Annotated in this window: 17 protein-coding genes; 6 read left to right on the top strand and 11 right to left on the bottom strand. The window is 35.7% G+C overall.

Going from position 1 to position 18,485, the window contains the following annotated elements:
* Positions 1–152: 152 nt before the first annotated feature.
* The 3 genes from accD to LPB89_RS00940 all read right to left on the bottom strand — a co-directional run bounded on the left by accD (position 153) and on the right by LPB89_RS00940 (position 4,765).
* Positions 153–1,007, bottom strand: a complete 855-nt coding sequence (gene accD, locus LPB89_RS00950; RefSeq protein ID WP_042566115.1) for an acetyl-CoA carboxylase, carboxyltransferase subunit beta — start codon at positions 1,005–1,007, stop codon at positions 153–155.
* A 74-nt stretch (positions 1,008–1,081) separates the two neighbouring features.
* Positions 1,082–2,149 carry a class II fructose-bisphosphate aldolase gene (gene fbaA, locus LPB89_RS00945; protein WP_127337875.1) on the bottom strand — a complete coding sequence of 356 codons (1,068 nt, stop codon included), beginning with the start codon at positions 2,147–2,149 and terminating at the stop codon, positions 1,082–1,084.
* A 60-nt stretch (positions 2,150–2,209) separates the two neighbouring features.
* Complete coding sequence (locus tag LPB89_RS00940; RefSeq protein WP_230699864.1) at positions 2,210–4,765, bottom strand: BamA/TamA family outer membrane protein; 2,556 nt, start codon at positions 4,763–4,765, stop codon at positions 2,210–2,212.
* Between the two features lie 37 nt (positions 4,766–4,802).
* Here LPB89_RS00940 and LPB89_RS00935 point away from each other — a divergent pair, with 37 nt between their 5' ends.
* The gene (locus LPB89_RS00935; RefSeq protein WP_230699863.1) at positions 4,803–5,531 is read left to right on the top strand and encodes an RNA methyltransferase; all 729 of its coding nucleotides are present in this window, start codon (positions 4,803–4,805) and stop codon (positions 5,529–5,531) included.
* 9 nt (positions 5,532–5,540) lie between these two features.
* Here LPB89_RS00935 and LPB89_RS00930 read toward each other — a convergent pair whose 3' ends face one another.
* From LPB89_RS00930 to LPB89_RS00915, 4 genes are all read right to left on the bottom strand, one after another.
* Entirely contained in the window at positions 5,541–6,266 is a 726-nt protein-coding gene (locus tag LPB89_RS00930) for a porin family protein (RefSeq protein ID WP_230699862.1), read from the bottom strand.
* 1 nt (position 6,267) lies between these two features.
* Positions 6,268–6,999, bottom strand: a complete 732-nt coding sequence (gene ubiE, locus LPB89_RS00925; RefSeq protein ID WP_154338938.1) for a bifunctional demethylmenaquinone methyltransferase/2-methoxy-6-polyprenyl-1,4-benzoquinol methylase UbiE — start codon at positions 6,997–6,999, stop codon at positions 6,268–6,270.
* Positions 7,000–7,563: 564 nt separating this feature from the next.
* The gene (locus LPB89_RS00920; RefSeq protein WP_230699861.1) at positions 7,564–8,046 is read right to left on the bottom strand and encodes a dihydrofolate reductase; all 483 of its coding nucleotides are present in this window, start codon (positions 8,044–8,046) and stop codon (positions 7,564–7,566) included.
* An 11-nt stretch (positions 8,047–8,057) separates the two neighbouring features.
* Entirely contained in the window at positions 8,058–8,429 is a 372-nt protein-coding gene (locus tag LPB89_RS00915) for a 2TM domain-containing protein (RefSeq protein ID WP_230699860.1), read from the bottom strand.
* Positions 8,430–8,673: 244 nt separating this feature from the next.
* Here LPB89_RS00915 and LPB89_RS00910 point away from each other — a divergent pair, with 244 nt between their 5' ends.
* Entirely contained in the window at positions 8,674–8,970 is a 297-nt protein-coding gene (locus LPB89_RS00910; protein ID WP_230699859.1) for an isoamylase early set domain-containing protein, read from the top strand.
* Between the two features lie 30 nt (positions 8,971–9,000).
* On the opposite strand, the gene LPB89_RS00905 is transcribed toward LPB89_RS00910, so the two are convergent.
* The 4 genes from LPB89_RS00905 to LPB89_RS00890 all read right to left on the bottom strand — a co-directional run bounded on the left by LPB89_RS00905 (position 9,001) and on the right by LPB89_RS00890 (position 12,691).
* The gene (locus LPB89_RS00905; RefSeq protein WP_230699858.1) at positions 9,001–9,852 is read right to left on the bottom strand and encodes a thymidylate synthase; all 852 of its coding nucleotides are present in this window, start codon (positions 9,850–9,852) and stop codon (positions 9,001–9,003) included.
* A gap of 189 nt (positions 9,853–10,041) precedes the next feature.
* Positions 10,042–10,665 carry a bifunctional nuclease family protein gene (locus LPB89_RS00900; RefSeq protein WP_127337866.1) on the bottom strand — a complete coding sequence of 208 codons (624 nt, stop codon included), beginning with the start codon at positions 10,663–10,665 and terminating at the stop codon, positions 10,042–10,044.
* A gap of 165 nt (positions 10,666–10,830) precedes the next feature.
* On the bottom strand, positions 10,831–11,799 hold the full coding sequence (locus LPB89_RS00895; protein WP_230699857.1) for an electron transfer flavoprotein subunit alpha/FixB family protein: 969 nt from the start codon (positions 11,797–11,799) through the stop codon (positions 10,831–10,833).
* A gap of 145 nt (positions 11,800–11,944) precedes the next feature.
* Positions 11,945–12,691, bottom strand: coding sequence for an electron transfer flavoprotein subunit beta/FixA family protein (locus tag LPB89_RS00890; RefSeq protein WP_154338942.1), 747 nt, complete (start codon positions 12,689–12,691; stop codon positions 11,945–11,947).
* 477 nt (positions 12,692–13,168) lie between these two features.
* On the opposite strand from LPB89_RS00890, the gene LPB89_RS00885 reads away from it, so the two are divergent.
* From LPB89_RS00885 to LPB89_RS00870, 4 genes are all read left to right on the top strand, one after another.
* The gene (locus tag LPB89_RS00885; RefSeq protein WP_127337862.1) at positions 13,169–14,146 is read left to right on the top strand and encodes a pyruvate dehydrogenase complex E1 component subunit beta; all 978 of its coding nucleotides are present in this window, start codon (positions 13,169–13,171) and stop codon (positions 14,144–14,146) included.
* A gap of 69 nt (positions 14,147–14,215) precedes the next feature.
* Entirely contained in the window at positions 14,216–16,717 is a 2,502-nt protein-coding gene (locus LPB89_RS00880) for a DUF5686 family protein (protein WP_230699856.1), read from the top strand.
* A gap of 461 nt (positions 16,718–17,178) precedes the next feature.
* Positions 17,179–17,778 carry a DNA-3-methyladenine glycosylase gene (locus LPB89_RS00875; protein ID WP_230699855.1) on the top strand — a complete coding sequence of 200 codons (600 nt, stop codon included), beginning with the start codon at positions 17,179–17,181 and terminating at the stop codon, positions 17,776–17,778.
* A 110-nt stretch (positions 17,779–17,888) separates the two neighbouring features.
* Complete coding sequence (locus tag LPB89_RS00870; RefSeq protein ID WP_230699854.1) at positions 17,889–18,419, top strand: inorganic diphosphatase; 531 nt, start codon at positions 17,889–17,891, stop codon at positions 18,417–18,419.
* Positions 18,420–18,485 lie beyond the last annotated feature (66 nt).

Here is an 18,485-nt window from a genome sequence, read left to right as displayed (position 1 = left end):
TATAAATTACAAATTTGGCTTATAGGGGGTATATAGGCAGCTAATTTATAAAAAAAAAGCTACAAACAAAATGCGGCTCTAATTTTTTTAATAAAAAAGAAACCCGACAGTTTTAAGGCTGTCGGGTTTGATATTTTAGAAGTTTATAGAAACTATCTGATGTTATTATTCTGAATTAAATCAATATACAAGTTGATCTTATCCTTTAAATCTTTTCTTGGCGTAATAAAATCAAGGAAACCGTGTTCTAAAAGAAATTCGGCAGTCTGGAAACCTTCCGGTAAATCTTTTCCTGTCGTATCACGAACCACACGCGGACCTGCAAAACCAATTAAAGCACCCGGCTCAGAAATATTAATATCTCCCAACATGGCGTAAGAGGCAGTCGTTCCTCCGGTGGTAGGATCTGTGCATAAAGAAATGTACGGTAATCCTGCTTCTGCAAGCTGTGCCAGTTTTACAGAGGTTTTAGCCAGCTGCATTAACGAATAAGCCGCTTCCATCATACGGGCTCCGCCTGATTTTGAAATCATTACAAAAGGCATGTTGTTTTTGATCGCGTGATCAATTCCTCTTGCAATTTTTTCCCCTACAACAGCTCCCATAGACCCGCCAATAAAGGCAAAATCCATACAGCAGATCACAAGTTCTTTTCCTTTCGATTTTCCCACTCCGGTACGCACAGCGTCTTTAAGGTGGGTTTTCTCCATCACATCTTTCAGTCTTTCCGCATATTTTTTTGTATCCACAAAATGCAGGGGATCTTTAGAAGTCATGTTTTTATCTAATTCAACAAACTCATTGTTGTCGAATAAAATCTCAAAATAGGTTGCGCTTCCAATTCTTACGTGAAAATCATCTTCCGGACTCACAAATAGGTTTCTGGCCAATTCGTCAGCATCAATAATTTTTCCCGTTGGAGATTTGTACCACAATCCTTTCGGAACGTCCATCTTATCTTCTGTAGCGGTCGTAATCCCTTTTTCCTGTCTTTTAAACCAAGCCATATTTATTGTTTTTGTTGTTTCAGGTTTAAAGTTTAAAGTTGCGAAACCTGAAACCTGAAACTTTAAACTTTTACTTATAGTGTATTCACATTGTTTAAGTCTGCAAAAGCCTGCTCCAGTCTTGTATTGAATGTTACTTCGCTTTCACGTACCCATCTTCTTGGGTCATAATATTTTTTGTTAGGAGCTTCAGCACCTTCAGGGTTACCGATTTGTGTTTTTAAATAGTCAATGTTTTTAACCATATAATCACGAATTCCCTCTGTATAGGCAAATTGTAAATCGGTATCGATATTCATTTTGATCACTCCGTAGCTAATTCCTTCTCTGATTTCTTCAAGTGTAGAACCTGAACCTCCGTGGAAAACGAAATCTACCGGATTATGACCCGTGTTGAATTTGTTCTGAACGAAATCCTGAGAATTTTTTAAGATTTTCGGAGTTAATTTTACGTTTCCTGGTTTGTAAACACCGTGAACGTTTCCAAAAGCGGCTGCAATAGTAAATTTAGGGCTTACTTTAGATAATTCTTCGTAAGCATAAGCTACTTCTTCCGGTTGTGTATATAATTTTGAGCTGTCTACATCAGAGTTGTCAACACCATCTTCTTCACCACCTGTAATTCCAAGCTCGATTTCCAGTGTCATTCCCATTTTGCTCATTCTTGCCAAATATTCTTTACAGATCTCAATATTTTCTTCGATTGGCTCCTCAGACAAATCGATCATGTGAGAACTGAATAATGGTTTTCCTGTTTCTGCAAAATGTTTTTCAGATGCATCCAATAAACCATCAATCCAGGGTAACAGTTTTTTTGCACAGTGGTCAGTGTGTAAAATTACAGTTGCACCGTAAGCTTCTGCTAAAGTATGAATGTGTTTTGCGCCTGCGATTCCACCAGCGATAGCTGCTTTTTCACCTGCATTAGATAATCCTTTACCAGCGTTAAACTGAGCTCCACCGTTTGAAAACTGAATGATAACCGGAGCGTTTAGTTTAGCTGCAGTTTCAAGAACTCCATTGATTGTACTTGAACCCGTAACATTTACTGCCGGAAGTGCAAATCCTTTTTCTTTCGCATAATTAAAAATCTCCTGAACCTGATCTCCTGTAGCTACTCCTGGTTTAATATTGTGTGCCATTGTAATTTTTTTTATAGTTGTTTTTAGTTTTTAGGTTGCAAAAATAAGAATTAATTAGCATTAGAACGGATAATTTATTCCAAAATTTAAAACCGAGTGGCCAAAATTGTATTCTTTGAACCAACGATTTCCTTCGTCATGCGCCGGATTATAGGTCTTGAAGCCTAAATCTAAACGAATAACAAAGAAGCTTAAATCGTAACGTAATCCAAATCCTGAACCTAAAGCAATTTCAGCTAAATCGTTTACGCCAGAGAATTTCGCTTTCTCATCGATGACATTATCGAGCACATTCCAGATATTTCCGGCATCTGCAAAGATAGCTCCTTTCACGTCTCCAAAAACTTTAAAGCGGAATTCGGCGCTAAGGGCAATTTTCATATTCGCCTCATTAAAGTCATTGGAAGCATTTGTAGTTCCCGGGCCTAATGAGTACGGCTGCCAGGCACGGTTATCATTTGATCCCCCGGAATAATAACTTCGGGAGAACGGAATATAATTTGAATTTCCAAACGGAATTGCGATTCCAAAGAAACTTCTTACGGCCAATACTTTTTCTTTCCCAAAATCCCAGTGCTTGATATAATCAAATTCGGTCTTTATGTATTCGGAATATTCCAGGTTGAATATTTCGTAATTGCCACTGGTGTTTTTCGGTAAATTGGCAACGTTTGAAATGGCGGTCAGTAAAGTACCGGCAGACTCCAGTTTTGTTTTAAACTGATAAAAAGTATTGTCAGCCAAATCTTTTTTGGTCGTTTTGGTGAACGTATAACTGGTGGCCAGAATAAAATCATTCTCCGTTAGACGAACTCTTCGTTCTTCAATGCTCTCGACCTGTTTGTAGTCTGAATTCCCGGGTGTTAAAGCAGTTCGTCCGTTTATAACATCATCGGTAAAACCGGCGGTTCCTTTTGTTATGATCAGATTATTATCGTCATTCAGATTGTCAGGGTTTATGTTATAGGTGCTGGCAATATTATTCAGTTCATTATACGAGGATGTATAAACGTTAAAATAGTTGCCCGGATTTAAATTGCGTACAAACTGAACGTTCAGCAATTCCAGTTTTGCAGTATTGTTTCGTTTAGGTGACCAGTTGTAGGCAAGTCCTCCTGTGAAATTTTCTTTGTCGAGACCAATGTTCCTTTGTTTGGAAAAACCGCTCGAAATACTTGTGGACGGAATCATTCTTTTCGGAATAATTTTTTCGGTTCCGAAAGGCAATAGAATCCTCGGGAAATTTAATTTCATGTCAAGACCATATTCCGAAACATTAAAGAAATTATTATTCGGATTGGCCATGTCTTTTGATGATCCCACATTTACACGTGCTGAAATCTCTAAGGTTTCCGCCCTGTTAAAAACGTTTCGGATCGTTTCCGAAATACTGGCACCGATTCCAAAATCCTGAATATTGGAATGCGTTAAATCTAAACTGGCACCAAAACTGTATTTTTTTCTCGGGGTTAAAAAAACATTCGCAATCAGCGATTCTCCCAGTGGGTCCCGTTTGTCTACTTCATATTGTATCGACGGATAATTGAAAATCTTCAGATTGTTTAAATAGCGTGAAGAAAGCGTTGTTCTGGTGTCGGAGAAAGTGCTTCCTTTCGAAATAAAAACGGCATCTGTAATAGCTCGCGGTTTGTATTTTAATTTTTTATAACTGTACAAATTAAAGTTGTTGTAAGTCGTACTGTCTTTGATCGGAGTTTTCGAATTGGCCGGTGAATAGTCAGTGTAGATATTTACATCGCTTATTTTGTATAATTTAAAGGGTTCTGTTCTGCTGGAATCCCTTTCCTGAATAGTATTGTTGTTGATGATTAAATTGACATCGGCTTTGTTTTTTTTGCCAATGGTATCAATGTCATAAGTCACATAAGTAGGCTGGAAGAAATACGCACCGTGATTTCTGAAATAAGTGGTGATACGGTTTTTCTCGTCTTCAAAATCGGTGGTTTTGTATTGGTTTCCTGATTTTAATAAGGAAGGTTCCTTATTGGTTTTGTATAATGAATCCAAAGCCGGAGTCATAATACTGGTTCTTATGGAATCCAGAAGAAAAGCCGGGCCTGTAGTGATATTGTAATTTATTTTGGCTTTTTTATGGCCTGTACTGTCGATATCATAATTAGTTTTTACATTAAAATAACCATTGTTGAAATAATAAAATTTCAGACGCAATAAAGATTTTTTTGTTTTCGTGGTATCAATGATAACCGGTGGCTCTCCCGTATTTTTCAAAAATTCATGAATCCCCTTGTATAGAAAAGACTGTCCAAGACGGTCTACCTGCTTGGCAGATAATATTTTTGCCTGGCGCTCATATAAGCCCGGATTATTTTTGAATTTTGCCTGGTAGGTAGAATCCGGATTTAAGTTGGCTAAGTTGTATAAATTCAGACGTAATTTGTATCCCAGCAAAGTACCATTTGGTTTTTGGTACATCTGATTGGATGCCGTTTCATCATTTGTAGACTTTCCATTTACAAGAATAGTGTTTTTCGTAAGAAGGCTTTTTCCGTCCGGAACTCTTTTTACAGCATTACAAGCGCAAATAAGTATTGCTATTAGAATAAATGCTAGTATTTTTGTGGAATTCTTTTTCAAGTGATATTAAATATTTAATTCAAAAGTACATTATTTTATGGTTAGTAAAAACCAAATAAAGCTTATATCAGGTTTACATCAAAAAAAGCAACGTTTTGCAAATCAATTATTTTTTGCAGAAGGAGTAAAAGTAATTCAGGAACTTTTACAATCCAACTTTGAATTAGAACATTTATACACCACCCAAAATGATTTTGAGGCCGTTCAGTCTTCAAAACGTACGCTTATTAATGAGCAGGAACTTAAAAAAATAAGTGCGTTATCAACTCCGAATTCGTGTTTAGCGGTTTTCAAAATGCCTTCCGAAAATAAAATTACCGATACCGGCTTAATTCTGGCACTGGACGATATTCGTGATCCCGGAAATTTAGGGACCATTTTACGTCTTTGCGACTGGTTTGGTATTAAGCAGATTATCTGCTCTAAGGAAACCGTTGATATTTACAATCCAAAAGTAGTACAGGCCACAATGGGCTCTATCACCAGGGTAAATGTAAATTATGTCGATTTGAAAACGTTTATGACAAAAACAAAGTTGCCTGTTTTTGGAACCTTTATGGACGGAGAAAACATTTATCAGTCTAATCTGCCACAAAACGGAATCATTATTATGGGTAATGAAGCCAATGGCATTTCTGAAGAGATTGAAAAAATGGTGACGAGCCGACTCACAATTCCAAGGTTCGGCGAACTACAAAAAACCGAAAGTTTGAACGTAGCTACCGCAACAGCAATTATTCTTAGTGAATTTAAACGAAATAGTTAGGCTTTTGTTTTAATGAAAAGTAAAATTTATTAAAATCGCCCTTGATTTCATGGAATCGATGTTATCTGTCCATTGACTCGGGCCGTTAGCCGGATTGTCGCGAATTAATTCGTCTGTTATACCAAACATTCCTCTGATAGACGGTGAGAAAATAAAATATTCCGAGAAAATATCAATTCCAAAGCCAAGTTCGTAAGCCGCAGTCCATGGTTTAACCCTGAATTTTCCTTCAAAGTTATCGTCTTTAGATTTTGAATTACTGGATAAATTTAGCGTAGTCGACATGCCTCCAACTAAATACGGACGAATATTTCCGGTACGTAAGGACGAGAATTTTAATAATAAGGGAAAATGAATATAAGTACTGCTTACTTCTCGTAAATATTCGTTTTTCAACTCTATATTTGGGAAATATAAATCACGCTTTGTGTAATACAATCCTGGTTCAAATCGCAAATTGATATATTCCTGCAATCTTAAATCAGCAACAACACCAACATTAAAACCGGTAGTTTTCTTGACCTGAATATCCGCACCTGGAGGAACAGGAACGGGATTTTTATAATCAAATTTAAAGTCGAAACTATTAAAGCCCAGATAATAACCGAAGTAAAGGCGTTGTTTTTGCCAGTTTTCGAGATTAATAATAGGGTCTTTGCTAAACATGTTTTTAGCAAATTGCGAATATCCTTTTGTCGTTAAGACTAATAAAATTAAGATTACTGTTTTTTTCATACTATTTTTTAGAAGCAGAATAAATGGTTGCAACTCCAAAAGTTTGAGGCATAGCCACAACATCTATAAACCCAATTTTTCGTAAAATATTGTTCAGGGCTTCTCCATAAGGAAAAGCTGCAGCAGATTCGGATAAATATCCGTAAGCCGAATTGTCTTTTGAAAACAGTTTTCCTATTAACGGAAGTATGTTTTTGGTATAAAAGTTATATCCTTGTTTATAAGGTGTTTTGTCCGGAACCGAAGTTTCAAGAATTACAAAGACGCCATTTGGCTTCAGAACTCTTAAGATTTCGGCAAAGCCTTTCTCAAGTGTTTCAAAATTGCGAACTCCAAAACTCACTGTTATGGCATCAAAATAATTGTCCCCAAAAGGCATGTTTTCCGAATCGCCTAAAACTAATTCAATAACATTCGATAATTTCTTTTCTTCTACTTTCTTTTTTCCAACTTCAAGCATTCCTGCCGAAATATCAAGACCTATAATTTTTTCGGCATTCGTCTGTGCCATCAAAATAGCAAGGTCACCGGTTCCAGTCGCAATATCAAGTATGATTTTCGGTTTTTTGTCAGAAACTATTTTTAATACCTTTTTTCGCCACTTAATATCAATACCAAATGAAATTACGCGGTTTAAATTATCATAGTTCCCGGAGATCGTATCAAACATTTGGGCAACTTGTTCTTTTTTGCCTAATGAAGAATTTTTATACGGAGTTATTTTTTCAGACATTTTTTTTATTTACGCAAATATAATACAAATCTTCTTTAACTGTAATTCAGTTTTTTAATTTGTAAATCAAATGTTTTGGAAAAAGATATTTCTGAAGGGGATTCTTTTTTTTTGGGCTATCACGGAAATCCGGTATTTAAAAAAAATCACGGTAAGTGGGTATTGCCGATGTAAGAATTTATGATCAATTTTGTAATGTAATAATAGTTTAATGATTATATGATTGCCGGTTATTTAGTGACTTAAACCAAATGAATGCTGCTGCACTGGTTGTAATTTGTTCTTGAGTAGTTTTTCAAATATTGTTGTGGTTAACAATATTTTATTTTAAAGTGCAAACACGTTCTTAGGATTAAATTTGTTTTTGGAAATTTTAATTTTCTTGTCTTTACGCCTTCGTGGTATTTGGTAGTAAAGACCTTTTGAGATCAGATCTCAAAAGAATTAGTATATGTTGTAACAATCACGCCAGTTGATTTTTATTTTTTACCCAATTCTACTCTTGAAAAGTCCAAACCGGAAATCACTTTAACTAAAAACATCCTCAACTGAGGATGTTTTTTTTTATTTCTTAATGTAAGTTTCGTAAGTATAATCGTATTGATGTTTTTCATCTTTGAAATTCGTTTCGGCTTCAACCAGTTCCCACTCGTTTTTATTGATTTTCGGAAAAAAAGTATCAGCCTCAAAAGTATGATGCACTTTAGTTATTTCAATAATATCTGCATATGGCAGGGCCAGGTTATAGATCTCGCCTCCGCCAATTATATACGAATCTTCGTTATCAGGGCATACTGCAATTGCTTTTTCTATACTATCCACAACAATGCAGCCTTCGGGATTATAGTCTTTTTGACGCGTTACAATCACGTGGGTCCTGTTGGGTAATGGTTTTGGGAAACTCTCAAAAGTCTTTCTGCCCATTATAATATAATGGTTGGTCGTTAATGCTTTGAATCTTTTAAAGTCATTTGGCAGGTGCCAGACCAATTCATTGTTTTTTCCAAGGGCATTGTTTTCGGCAACAGCCGCTATCATTATAATCATGGTATGCTGAACTAAATTTTGTTTTCGTTATCCTCGTTTATTTTTGATGCTAATTGGCTGATCCTTTTTTGCTGTAAGGCAACAAGCCGGTCAATTTGCTCTCTTTCCCAGCCTTTATTCATAAATCTGTCCGTAATATAGACTTTTATAAAATGCAGGATAAAAATGAAAAACCATATTGTTATGGCCCAGATACACCAATTTTGAGTATTATTGGTAGCATTAGCGGTAACAGTCGTATTGGTGCCAAATCCAAAAAACCGATTCGCAATAAATAAAAATAAGCTGCCTAAAAGAAATAAAACAAAATGGAAATAGAGTATTTTCTTTTGTCTCATTCTCCTTCTGGCATATTCATATTGCTCGTGCACTTCTTTTTCCATAAGATCTAAAAAATAATAAGATTATAAAGTTAGAATTTATTTTGAAATCACAATATTTTAAGCCGGGAATATTTACTTTAAATGGAGCTAAGAATCTGAAATCCAAAATTTAAGGCAGTATTAATTAGGAATACGGCTAAAAAAATAACGCCTTTTTGATATTATCACAAATCGCATATGTGTGTATGGAATGTTCTTGTTAATTTGTGTAATTTAGGTGTATCAATCTAAAAATTAAATAGTTATGTCGTTAAAGAAACAATTTGTAAAAACAAAGCCAGTTTGTAAAGTTACATTTTCAATTGATGCCAAAGATGCCAGTGCGGCAGCTGTCGTGGGAGATTTTAACAACTGGAACGCGGAAGAAGGGACTTTAAGTAAATTGAAAAACGGAACTTTTAAAGCCACCTATGATCTGGTTAAGGATGCCATTTACGAGTTCAAATACGTAATCGACGGGACTTACGTTAATGAACCGGAAGCAGATTCCTATAAATGGAATGATTTTGCAGGAAGTGAAAACAGTGTATTAGTAGTATAAAAAAATCCGCTAAAAAGCGGATTTTATATCTTATACGGCAACACTTCCTTTTATGCCGGCGTGCGGCTCGTACTCTAAAAGTGTAAAATCATTATAGTCAAAATCAAAAATATTCCTGATCTCCGGATTTAAAATCATTTTTGGTAATGGTTTCGGTTCACGCGTCAATTGCAATTCCAATTGTTCAAAATGATTGTTATAGATATGCGCATCTCCAAAAGTGTGAATGAATTCACCATACTCTAAATCGCAAACCTGTGCAATCATCATGGTTAAAAGCGCATAAGAAGCAATGTTGAACGGAACTCCCAAAAATATATCAGCACTTCGCTGGTATAGCTGGCACGATAATTTTCCTTTCGTTTCTCCTTTTTCAATATCGGGGCTCGTCACATAAAACTGAAAAAAAGCATGGCACGGAGGCAATGCAGCTTTGTTGTTGGCTACATTTTCTTCAAATGATTTTTTTGTATCGGGTAAAACTGAAGGATTCCATGCGGAAACAAGCATTCTCCTGCTGTTCGGATTTGTTTTTAATTCCGTAATTAATTCCGAAATCTGATCGATTTCCTCACTGTTCCAGTTACGCCACTGATGTCCGTAAACAGGTCCCAGATCTCCGTTTGAATCGGCCCAGGCATCCCAGATTTTAACTCCGTTTTCCTGTAGATATTTAATATTGGTATCGCCTTTTAAAAACCAGAGCAATTCGTAAATGATCGATTTTAAGTGTAATTTTTTGGTCGTAACCATTGGGAAACCTTCACTTAAATCAAAACGCATCTGGTATCCAAAAACACTTTTTGTTCCGGTTCCTGTACGGTCTCCTTTTTGGTTGCCGTTTTCTAAAACATGTTTTACTAAATCTAAGTATTGCTTCATGATTGCTTTATGATTTATGCTGTAGGCTTTAAGCTTTAAGCTTGCTGCTTACAGTTTGATCTTTAATCTCGTTTGCTTTTGCTTTATGCTGTAGGCTTTAAGCTTTAAGCTTGCTGCTTACATTGATCTTTAATCTCCTTTGCTTACTGCCTAAAGCTTATAGCGTAATGCATTCTATAATGTAATGCGTTAACGTTTCGAGATTTCGTCTCTGATTTTTGCTGCTTTTTCATAATCTTCCTGAGAAACTGCCTGATCTAAAAGATCGTTTAATTCCTGCAGGCTGTGTTTTGCATACACATCACCGGATTGGTTGCTTTCTTCCTCACGTCCAAAAGTCTCCGGATTTGATAACACATCATCTATTTCCTGAGCGCCCTGATCTGTCTCTGCAGAATTTGATTTCAGATAAATTCCAGCCTTATCCAGGATGTTTTTATACGTAAAAATAGGAGCATTAAAACGCAATGCCAAAGCTATGGCATCAGATGTTCTGGCATCGATGATTTCTTCGATTTTATCCCTTTCACAGATTAAGCTGGAGTAAAAAACACCGTCGACAAGTTTATGGATAATAACTTGTTTCACTACAATATCAAATCTTTCAGCGAAGTTTTTGAATAAATCGTGTGTCAGCGGGCGTGGAGGTTTTATTTCTTTTTCTAAGGCAATAGCGATCGACTGGGCTTCAAAAGCACCAATTACGATCGGAAGTTTTCTTTCGCCATCAACTTCATTCAAAATAAGGGCATAAGCGCCATTTTGAGTTTGACTGTACGATATTCCTTTTATGGATAGTTTTACTAGACTCATATATGTGGGTAAAAAAGGGCAATTAATGCCTCATTTTAATACTTTTTTTGATTGAAAAATAAAGGTGCAATTTTAATCAAAAAATATGGAACAAAAAAGCTACCTAAAACAAAGATACGATTATCTTGTTTTTAGGCAGCTATATTTTTATAGAGAATTTTATTTCTAAGAGTGTTGTGCTTTAAAGGCTTTTAATTTCTCAATCAATTTTGGTACAATTTCAAAAGCATCACCTACAACACCATAGTCAGCTACTTTAAAGAAAGGAGCCTCAGGATCATTATTGATTACTACTTTTACTTTTGAGGAGTTAATACCCGCAATATGCTGGATTGCTCCCGAAATACCGATTGCGATATAAAGATTGGTTGCAACTGGTTTTCCTGTTTGGCCAACGTGTTCGCTGTGAGGTCTCCATCCTAAATCAGAAACTGGTTTAGAACAGGCAGTTGCAGCGCCCAAAACAGCCGCTAAATCTTCCACTAATCCCCAGTTCTCAGGACCTTTCAATCCACGGCCTCCTGAAACTACTACATCAGCATCAGCGATAGAAACTTTTCCGGTTACTTTTTCTACAGATTCTACTTTTACGCCAAAATCGTTATCACCGATCGTAGGATTAAAATCTTCTTCTGTTGCAGATCCTGCGCTTTCGAAAATTCCGTACGAGTTTTTAGCCAGACCAAGAACTTTTACATCCGTGTCGATTTGTGTAATATTGAAAGCTTTGTTCGAGAACGCATTTCTTTTCACCTGAAATGGTGAAGTGCTCACTGGTAAACCAACCACATTGGAAGCAAAACCAGCTTCCAGAGATACAGCCACAAGTGAAGAAAGGTAGATACTGTCTGTTGTAGAAGATAGTAAAACTAATTTTGTTCCTTCTTTCTGAGCCGCTTGTTTGATTACATCAGCGTAAGCTTTAGCCGTAAAACCAGCTAATTTGTCATTGTTTACTTTCAATACTTTATCAACTCCGTATTTTGATAATTCGCTTACATCACTAGTGTTTATAGTTAAAGCGGTTACGGTTGTTCCTAAAGATTCAGCTACCTTTTTAGCATAAGAAGCTAATTCAAAAGCAACTTTTTTAAATTTTCCTTCTGCAGATTCTGCATATATTAATATTGACATAATAATTTTAGATTTTAGATTTTAGATTTCAGATTTTAAAAATTGAAATCTAAAATGATTATTGATTTTAGATTTGAAGTGAATCAAATGTTGAGTTTTAGATTTTGCATTGCTATCAGCAATCTAAAATCTATATTCTACAATCTTAAATCACCTTAGCCTCGTTGTGTAATAAATTAACTAACTCATCCAGATTATCAGGAGAAACTAATTTCACTGCTGATTTAGGAGCTGGTTTTTCAAATTTCACTGCTTTTGTATTTACGGGAGCGTCAACCGGCTCAAGAATAGTCAGGGCTTTGGTTCTTGCTGTCATAATTCCTCTCATGTTCGGGATACGTAAATCTTTTTCTTCAACAAGACCTTTCTGACCTCCGATAATCAAAGGCAAAGTAGTGCTTACGGTTTCTTTTCCACCATCAATTTCACGAACCGCTTTCACGTTATTTCCTTCAACAGTTACACTTGTACAAGAGTTTAGGAAGTTAGAACCTAAAATTCCTGCAATCATTCCCGGAACCATTCCGCCATTATAATCTAAAGATTCTTTTCCTGCGATTACTAAATCGTAACCACCGGTTTTAATTACTTCAGCCAATTGCTTTGCAACAAAAAAACCATCAGTTGGGTTTGCATTTACGCGAATAGCTTCATTTGCACCAATAGCAAGCGCTTTACGTAAAGTTGGTTCAGTATCAGGACCTCCAACATTTACGACAGTTACAGTAGCGCCTTGTTGCTCCTGAAACCAGATCGCACGTGTTAAACCAAACTCGTCATTAGGATTAATCACATATTGTACACCATTGGTATCGAATTCTGAGTCACCATTTGAGAAGTTAATTTTTGAAGTAGTATCAGGCACATGGCTGATGCAAACTAATATTTTCATAAGTATATAATTTATATTTATAATATTCTTTTACAAATTTAGAAATTAAAATTGGAATAATATACTATGCATGCATAATATTTTTTAAAAACTATTACGTTTTCGAAGATTCCGGATTTTTGACGGCTTTTCATCGAAAAACAAAAATGAAAATGTACTGATTATGACTGATTCTTAGGAATTTTGCAAAGCAGAGCAGGTTTGCAGTGGCTGAATTACCGCAATTATTCCTGTTTAATTTAGGAGAATCAATGCGGGTACCATTTAAAAGAAACAAATACACCAAAGTTTGTGTAAAAGGACAGCGGAATAAAAAAAACGGGAATTACATCGATTTCGTAAACAGCATAATATATTTTTAAAAGTTAAAACCTAAATCGATAGGGAAGTTAGTGTGATTTTAAATTCAATTTATGCTTTTAAGTTATTTAAAATATTTATTTTTGCTCTTCAGAAAATTCAACATACAATATAAATATGAGAACAATACAATTTAGAGAGGCCATTTGTGAAGCGATGAGCGAAGAAATGCGTCACGATGAATCCATATATTTAATGGGCGAAGAAGTTGCAGAATACAACGGAGCTTACAAAGCTTCAAAAGGAATGCTTGCTGAGTTTGGCGAAAAAAGAGTAATTGATACTCCGATTGCAGAGCTTGGTTTTACAGGAATCGCAGTAGGATCAGCAATGAATGGCTGTCGTCCGATCGTAGAATATATGACTTTCAACTTCTGTTTAGTTGGTATTGATCAGATTATAAATAACGCTGCTAAAATGCGTCAGATGACTGGTGGGCAATTTAATGTGCCTATCGTTTTCCGCGGACCAACTGCTTCTGCAGGACAGTTAGGAGCAACTCACTCTCAGGCTTTAGAAAACTGGTTTGCCAATACTCCGGGTCTTAAAGTAGTCGTGCCTTCTACTCCTTATGATGCAAAAGGGCTTTTAAAATCGGCTATTCGTGATAATGATCCTGTAATTTTTATGGAATCTGAGCAAATGTATGGTGACAAAGGTGAAGTGCCGGACGGAGAATACACAATTCCATTGGGAGTTGCTGATGTGAAACGTGAAGGAAAAGATGTTACTATTGTTTCTTTCGGAAAAATTATCAAAGAAGCTTTTATCGCTGCTGATGAATTGGCAAAAGAAGGGATTTCATGTGAAATTATCGATTTAAGAACAGTACGTCCAATGGATAAAGATGCTATTCTTACTTCTGTTAAAAAGACAAACCGTTTGGTAATTTTAGAAGAAGCATGGCCATTTGCAAGTATTTCTTCTGAAATCACTTATATCGTTCAGGAACAGGCTTTCGATTTCCTTGATGCGCCAATTCAGCGTATTACAACGGCAGATACTCCTGCACCTTACTCTCCTGTTTTACTAAAAGACTGGTTGCCAAACGCAGCTGATGTAGTAAAAGCAGTAAAAAAAGTAATGTACAAATAGTTCAATAAACAATACTTATAAAACTTCATCAGTCATAATTAATTGATGAAGTTTTTTTTTTGCCGGATTATGAAAAGATTAATTTTACTTAGCCTCTTTTTTGTATTTGCATTTGCAAATATGGCTACTGCACAAACTAAAGTGAGTGGAATTGTTTTGGATAAATCCAATCAGCCGATCCCGTTTGCTAATGTGGTTTTTAAAGGCTCCAATACAGGAATTGTTTCGAATGAGGATGGGCGTTTTTATCTGGAATCACCTGTTACTTATACCGCTTTACTGGTTACGTCTGCAGGATTTTCAGATAAGGAAGTTCCTTTGGAAAAAGCGGTGAATTATGATTTTAAAATTGTTTTGGGCGAAGCCGAGGCACTTAATGAAGTTGTAATTTTTACCGGAAAAACATCAAAGAAAAACAATCCGGCCTTAGATATCCTGAGAAAAATCTGGGAACGAAAGCGTAAAAACGGGTTGTACCAGTTCAATCAGTATCAAATGCAGAAGTACGAAAAAGTCGAATTCGATATGAATACGATTGACAGTGCTTTCATGAAAAACAAACTTTTCAAAGGAATGGAGTTTGTTTTTAATCATGTGGATACTTCTGATGTTACCGGAAAAACGTATCTGCCGATTTTCATCAACGAATCGGTGTATGATGTGTATGGCGACAATAAACTTAAAAAAACCAAAGAGAATATTACCGGAAGCAAAACATCCGGATTTAATGGAAATCAGCAAATTCTGGCTTTTGTAAAAGACCTTTATTCAGATTATAATATTTACGACAATCACCTTAAATTTTTTGATAAAAGCTTTACAAGCCCGCTCTCAAGAACAGGAATTGATGTTTACAATTATGTGTTGAAAGACAGTGCTTTTATTGATAAAAAATGGTGCTATAACATTGTTTTTTATCCGAGACGTAAAAACGAACTGACCTTTAAAGGAGATTTCTGGGTCAACGATACGACTTTTGCCATCAAGAAAATCAATATGGGCGTTACTAAAAGCGCTAATATCAACTGGGTAAAAGATATTTATATTGAGCAGGAATTTGAGGTAGAAAATGATTCTGTTTTTCTATTGACCCGTGATTATATGATGTCTGATTTTGCCCTGAATAAAAAGGAAAAATCAAAAGGAGTTTACGGTAAGCGAACCACCCTGTTCCGAAATCATAAATTTAATATCCCGAAACCGGAAAAGTTTTATAAAGAAGAAGTCAATTTTATTGATAATGCCGTCTATGACCGACCGCCTGAATTTTGGGAAGAGAATCGTTTCGAAAAACTAAACAAAGATGAAGCGGGCATTTATAAAATGCTGGATACCCTGCAAACCGTTAAAAGATTCAAGCAGCTATATAGTTTGGTCTCCATTTTAGGAAGTGGTTACGTCGAATTTAAAAACTTTGATTACGGACCAATTTTCTCCACATTTGGTTATAATGAGGTCGAAGGTCTGCGTGTACGGGTAGGTGGACGAACCTATTTCGGACCAAATGATCCCTGGCGTGTGCAGGCTTATACAGCTTATGGATTTGATGATCATAAATTCAAATACGGAGCATCCGGAAAATGGATGGTCGATAAGCAAAAACGCGTTATTATCTCCGGAGGAAACAGGCGTGACATCGAACAGATCGGTGCCAGCTTAACGACAACAAATGATATTTTAGGGCGAAGTTTTGCTTCTTCTGCCTTGTTTACAACGGGAAGTAACGGAAAACTGACCAATATTAATCTGAGCAATGTTTCGGTAGAAATGGAACCGATTAAAAACTTTGTAGTTCAGGCCGGTATTTCATACAGGACCTTAGCATCGGCATCACCAACATTTAGTTTAGATTATTATACCACACTGCCTACTGCCGCAAATCCTGCCGGAGTTGTTGCAAGCGAAGTAAAACAGTTTGAAGCCAATGTTCAGTTTGAACTGATGCCAAAACGAAAAACAATTGGTTTTGGAGTAGAACGTGATTTGGTAGACAGTCCTTTCAGTCATTTCTTTGTTAATTTCAGCTATGGACTTAAAGGGGTGATGCAAAGTGATTTCGCTTACGAAAAAATACAGTTGTTTTATAAACAGCCTATTATTATAGGGCCGTTAGGAAGATCGAATATTATTCTGGAAACAGGAAAAACTTTTGGGACTATTCCGTTAGGGTTAATGAGCGTAATTCCGGGTAACCAGACTTATTTTACGATAGAAAATACCTTTAGTAATTTAAATTTCTACGAATTCATCACAGATCAGTATACAACACTACAATGGAATCATGATTTTGGCGGAAGATTATTTGCCAGAATTCCGTTTATGAGAAAACTAAACTGGAGAGAGTTTGTGGGGGTAAAAGGAGTTTACGGAACCATATCTAATGCCAACAGAGCGATAAATGCTTCCGACCAGCCTTATGTGGCACCGGAAAATGTATACTGGGAATATAACGCAGGAATCGGAAATATCTTCAAGGTATTCCGTATTGATTTCTCCTGGAGGGGCAGTTATTTAAATAATCCTGATGCTAATAAATTTGCTGTAAAAGGATCATTTGGATTCTATTTTTAATATTTAGATTAAAATAATCTCACAAAAAAACGTCAGGTTGCCAGATTTTATTTCTTGCAGCCTGGCGTTTTTTCTTGATTTCTAATTAACGATAGGAGTTTAGATTGTTTTACACGGATTTGACAAATTACACGGATTAACGCAGGTTATATAGTTAAAAATAGAATCCGTTAAATCTGCATAAAAAAACTTGGCGACTCTGCGTCCTTGCGTGATTAATTTTAAGAGAGCTTAATTTCCCGCAGATTGAGCAGATTGGACGGATTTTTATTGCTGTTTCTTTTTCTATTATTTGTATTTTTAAGCATTAAGTAATTAAAAATCTGCGTACAAAAAACTTTGCGCCTTTGCGTCTTTGCGTGATTAATTTTAAAACAGCTTAATCTGCCAAATCTGCGAGCAAAAAAACTTTCCGTCTCTGCATGATTTTTATTTAATTTTGGGAAAGACTTACACAACTTATGCAGGAAGCAATCGATTTTCTTTCCGGTAAAAATCCAATATTTCAGGAAATCATAACGAAATACGGATTACCACAAATTCCAAAACGTCCACAGGGTTTTGAAACTTTGGTGTTGCTAATACTCGAGCAGCAGGTTTCCATTGATTCTGCGAAAGCCACATTCTTAAAAATAAAAGCATACACAACTTGTAATCCCGAAACAATGTCGGTTTTACCAGACGAGGAATTTAGAAGTCTTGGCGTGAGCCGTCAAAAAACAAAATATATTAAAATCCTGGCTGATGCCGTTCTGAACAAAGAATTGGATATTGAAAGTTTAGCCACAAAATCAGCACAACAGGTCAGGGAAGAACTCATTAAATTAAAAGGAATAGGAAACTGGACAATAGACATCTATTTAATGTTTTGTTTACAAGAACCGGATTTAATTCCGCTTGGAGATATTGCAGTGATCAATACCATCAAAGAATTATTGAATATTCATGACAAAGTTGAAATGGAAATTCATGCACAGCAGTGGAGTCCTTATCGCTCTTATGCAACCTATTTGCTATGGCATTATTACTTAAATAAGCGAAATCGGAAAATTACCTATTAAATGATTGTTTTTTAAAAGGTAAAGCAGACATTTAACCTGTTTTTTTATTGTAAAAAAGGATTCTTTAGTTACTTTTGCAACCGAAATTAAAGATATAATAAAAAACAAAAATGACCGCAGACAAACTAACAACTTTCGATGTATTAATCGAAATACCAAGAGGAAGCAGAAATAAATACGAGTACGATTTTGAAATTAAAAGAATGCGTTTTGACAGAATGTTATTCTCTTCCATGATGTACCCGGCTGATTACGGATTTATTCCTGAAACTTTAGCTCTTGACGGTGATCCTCTTGATGTATTGGTTTTAATAAACGAACCAACTTTTCCAGGATGTGTTATAGAAGTAAAACCAATTGGTGTTTTCCATATGGCAGATGACAAAGGACCAGACGAAAAAATTATCTGTGTACCGGTTTCAGATCCAATCTGGAATTCACTAAATGATCTTTCAGATATAAACGCACACTTATTGAAAGAAATCGAGCATTTCTTCCAGGTTTATAAAGATCTTGAAAACAAAAAAGTTGATGTTGAAGGTTGGGGAGATGTAAACGAAGCATTTGCAATTATTGCCGAGTGTACAAAGCGTTTTAACGATATCGAAAACAAACCAGAGGGATTATTTAGTATTAAATAATTTTAAGCCTCTTATTTTGTAAAAAAAGCAATACTCCGTCAGGAGTATTGCTTTTTTGTTTAAATT

The sequence above is a fragment of the Flavobacterium sp. ENC genome (assembly GCF_020991415.1).
Taxonomy (GTDB): Bacteria; Bacteroidota; Bacteroidia; order Flavobacteriales; family Flavobacteriaceae; genus Flavobacterium.
Note: the sequence above shows the minus strand (reverse complement) of the source record. Positions and strands in the feature narration are given on the sequence as shown.

What these genes read in the sequence shown, in the direction of transcription:
- ubiE (WP_154338938.1), bottom strand. Translation starts at nt 6,999, where the DNA reads ATGTCTGAAAAAATAACTCCGTATAAAAATTCTTCATTAGGCAAAAAA.
- LPB89_RS00890 (WP_154338942.1), bottom strand. Translation starts at nt 12,691, where the DNA reads ATGAAAATATTAGTTTGCATCAGCCATGTGCCTGATACTACTTCAAAA.
- LPB89_RS00885 (WP_127337862.1), top strand. Translation starts at nt 13,169, where the DNA reads ATGAGAACAATACAATTTAGAGAGGCCATTTGTGAAGCGATGAGCGAA.
- LPB89_RS00910 (WP_230699859.1), top strand. Translation starts at nt 8,674, where the DNA reads ATGTCGTTAAAGAAACAATTTGTAAAAACAAAGCCAGTTTGTAAAGTT.
- LPB89_RS00935 (WP_230699863.1), top strand. Translation starts at nt 4,803, where the DNA reads ATGGTTAGTAAAAACCAAATAAAGCTTATATCAGGTTTACATCAAAAA.
- LPB89_RS00880 (WP_230699856.1), top strand. Translation starts at nt 14,216, where the DNA reads ATGAAAAGATTAATTTTACTTAGCCTCTTTTTTGTATTTGCATTTGCA.
- LPB89_RS00875 (WP_230699855.1), top strand. Translation starts at nt 17,179, where the DNA reads ATGCAGGAAGCAATCGATTTTCTTTCCGGTAAAAATCCAATATTTCAG.
- LPB89_RS00900 (WP_127337866.1), bottom strand. Translation starts at nt 10,665, where the DNA reads ATGAGTCTAGTAAAACTATCCATAAAAGGAATATCGTACAGTCAAACT.
- LPB89_RS00895 (WP_230699857.1), bottom strand. Translation starts at nt 11,799, where the DNA reads ATGTCAATATTAATATATGCAGAATCTGCAGAAGGAAAATTTAAAAAA.
- LPB89_RS00915 (WP_230699860.1), bottom strand. Translation starts at nt 8,429, where the DNA reads ATGGAAAAAGAAGTGCACGAGCAATATGAATATGCCAGAAGGAGAATG.
- LPB89_RS00870 (WP_230699854.1), top strand. Translation starts at nt 17,889, where the DNA reads ATGACCGCAGACAAACTAACAACTTTCGATGTATTAATCGAAATACCA.
- LPB89_RS00930 (WP_230699862.1), bottom strand. Translation starts at nt 6,266, where the DNA reads ATGAAAAAAACAGTAATCTTAATTTTATTAGTCTTAACGACAAAAGGA.
- LPB89_RS00905 (WP_230699858.1), bottom strand. Translation starts at nt 9,852, where the DNA reads ATGAAGCAATACTTAGATTTAGTAAAACATGTTTTAGAAAACGGCAAC.
- LPB89_RS00920 (WP_230699861.1), bottom strand. Translation starts at nt 8,046, where the DNA reads ATGATTATAATGATAGCGGCTGTTGCCGAAAACAATGCCCTTGGAAAA.
- accD (WP_042566115.1), bottom strand. Translation starts at nt 1,007, where the DNA reads ATGGCTTGGTTTAAAAGACAGGAAAAAGGGATTACGACCGCTACAGAA.
- fbaA (WP_127337875.1), bottom strand. Translation starts at nt 2,149, where the DNA reads ATGGCACACAATATTAAACCAGGAGTAGCTACAGGAGATCAGGTTCAG.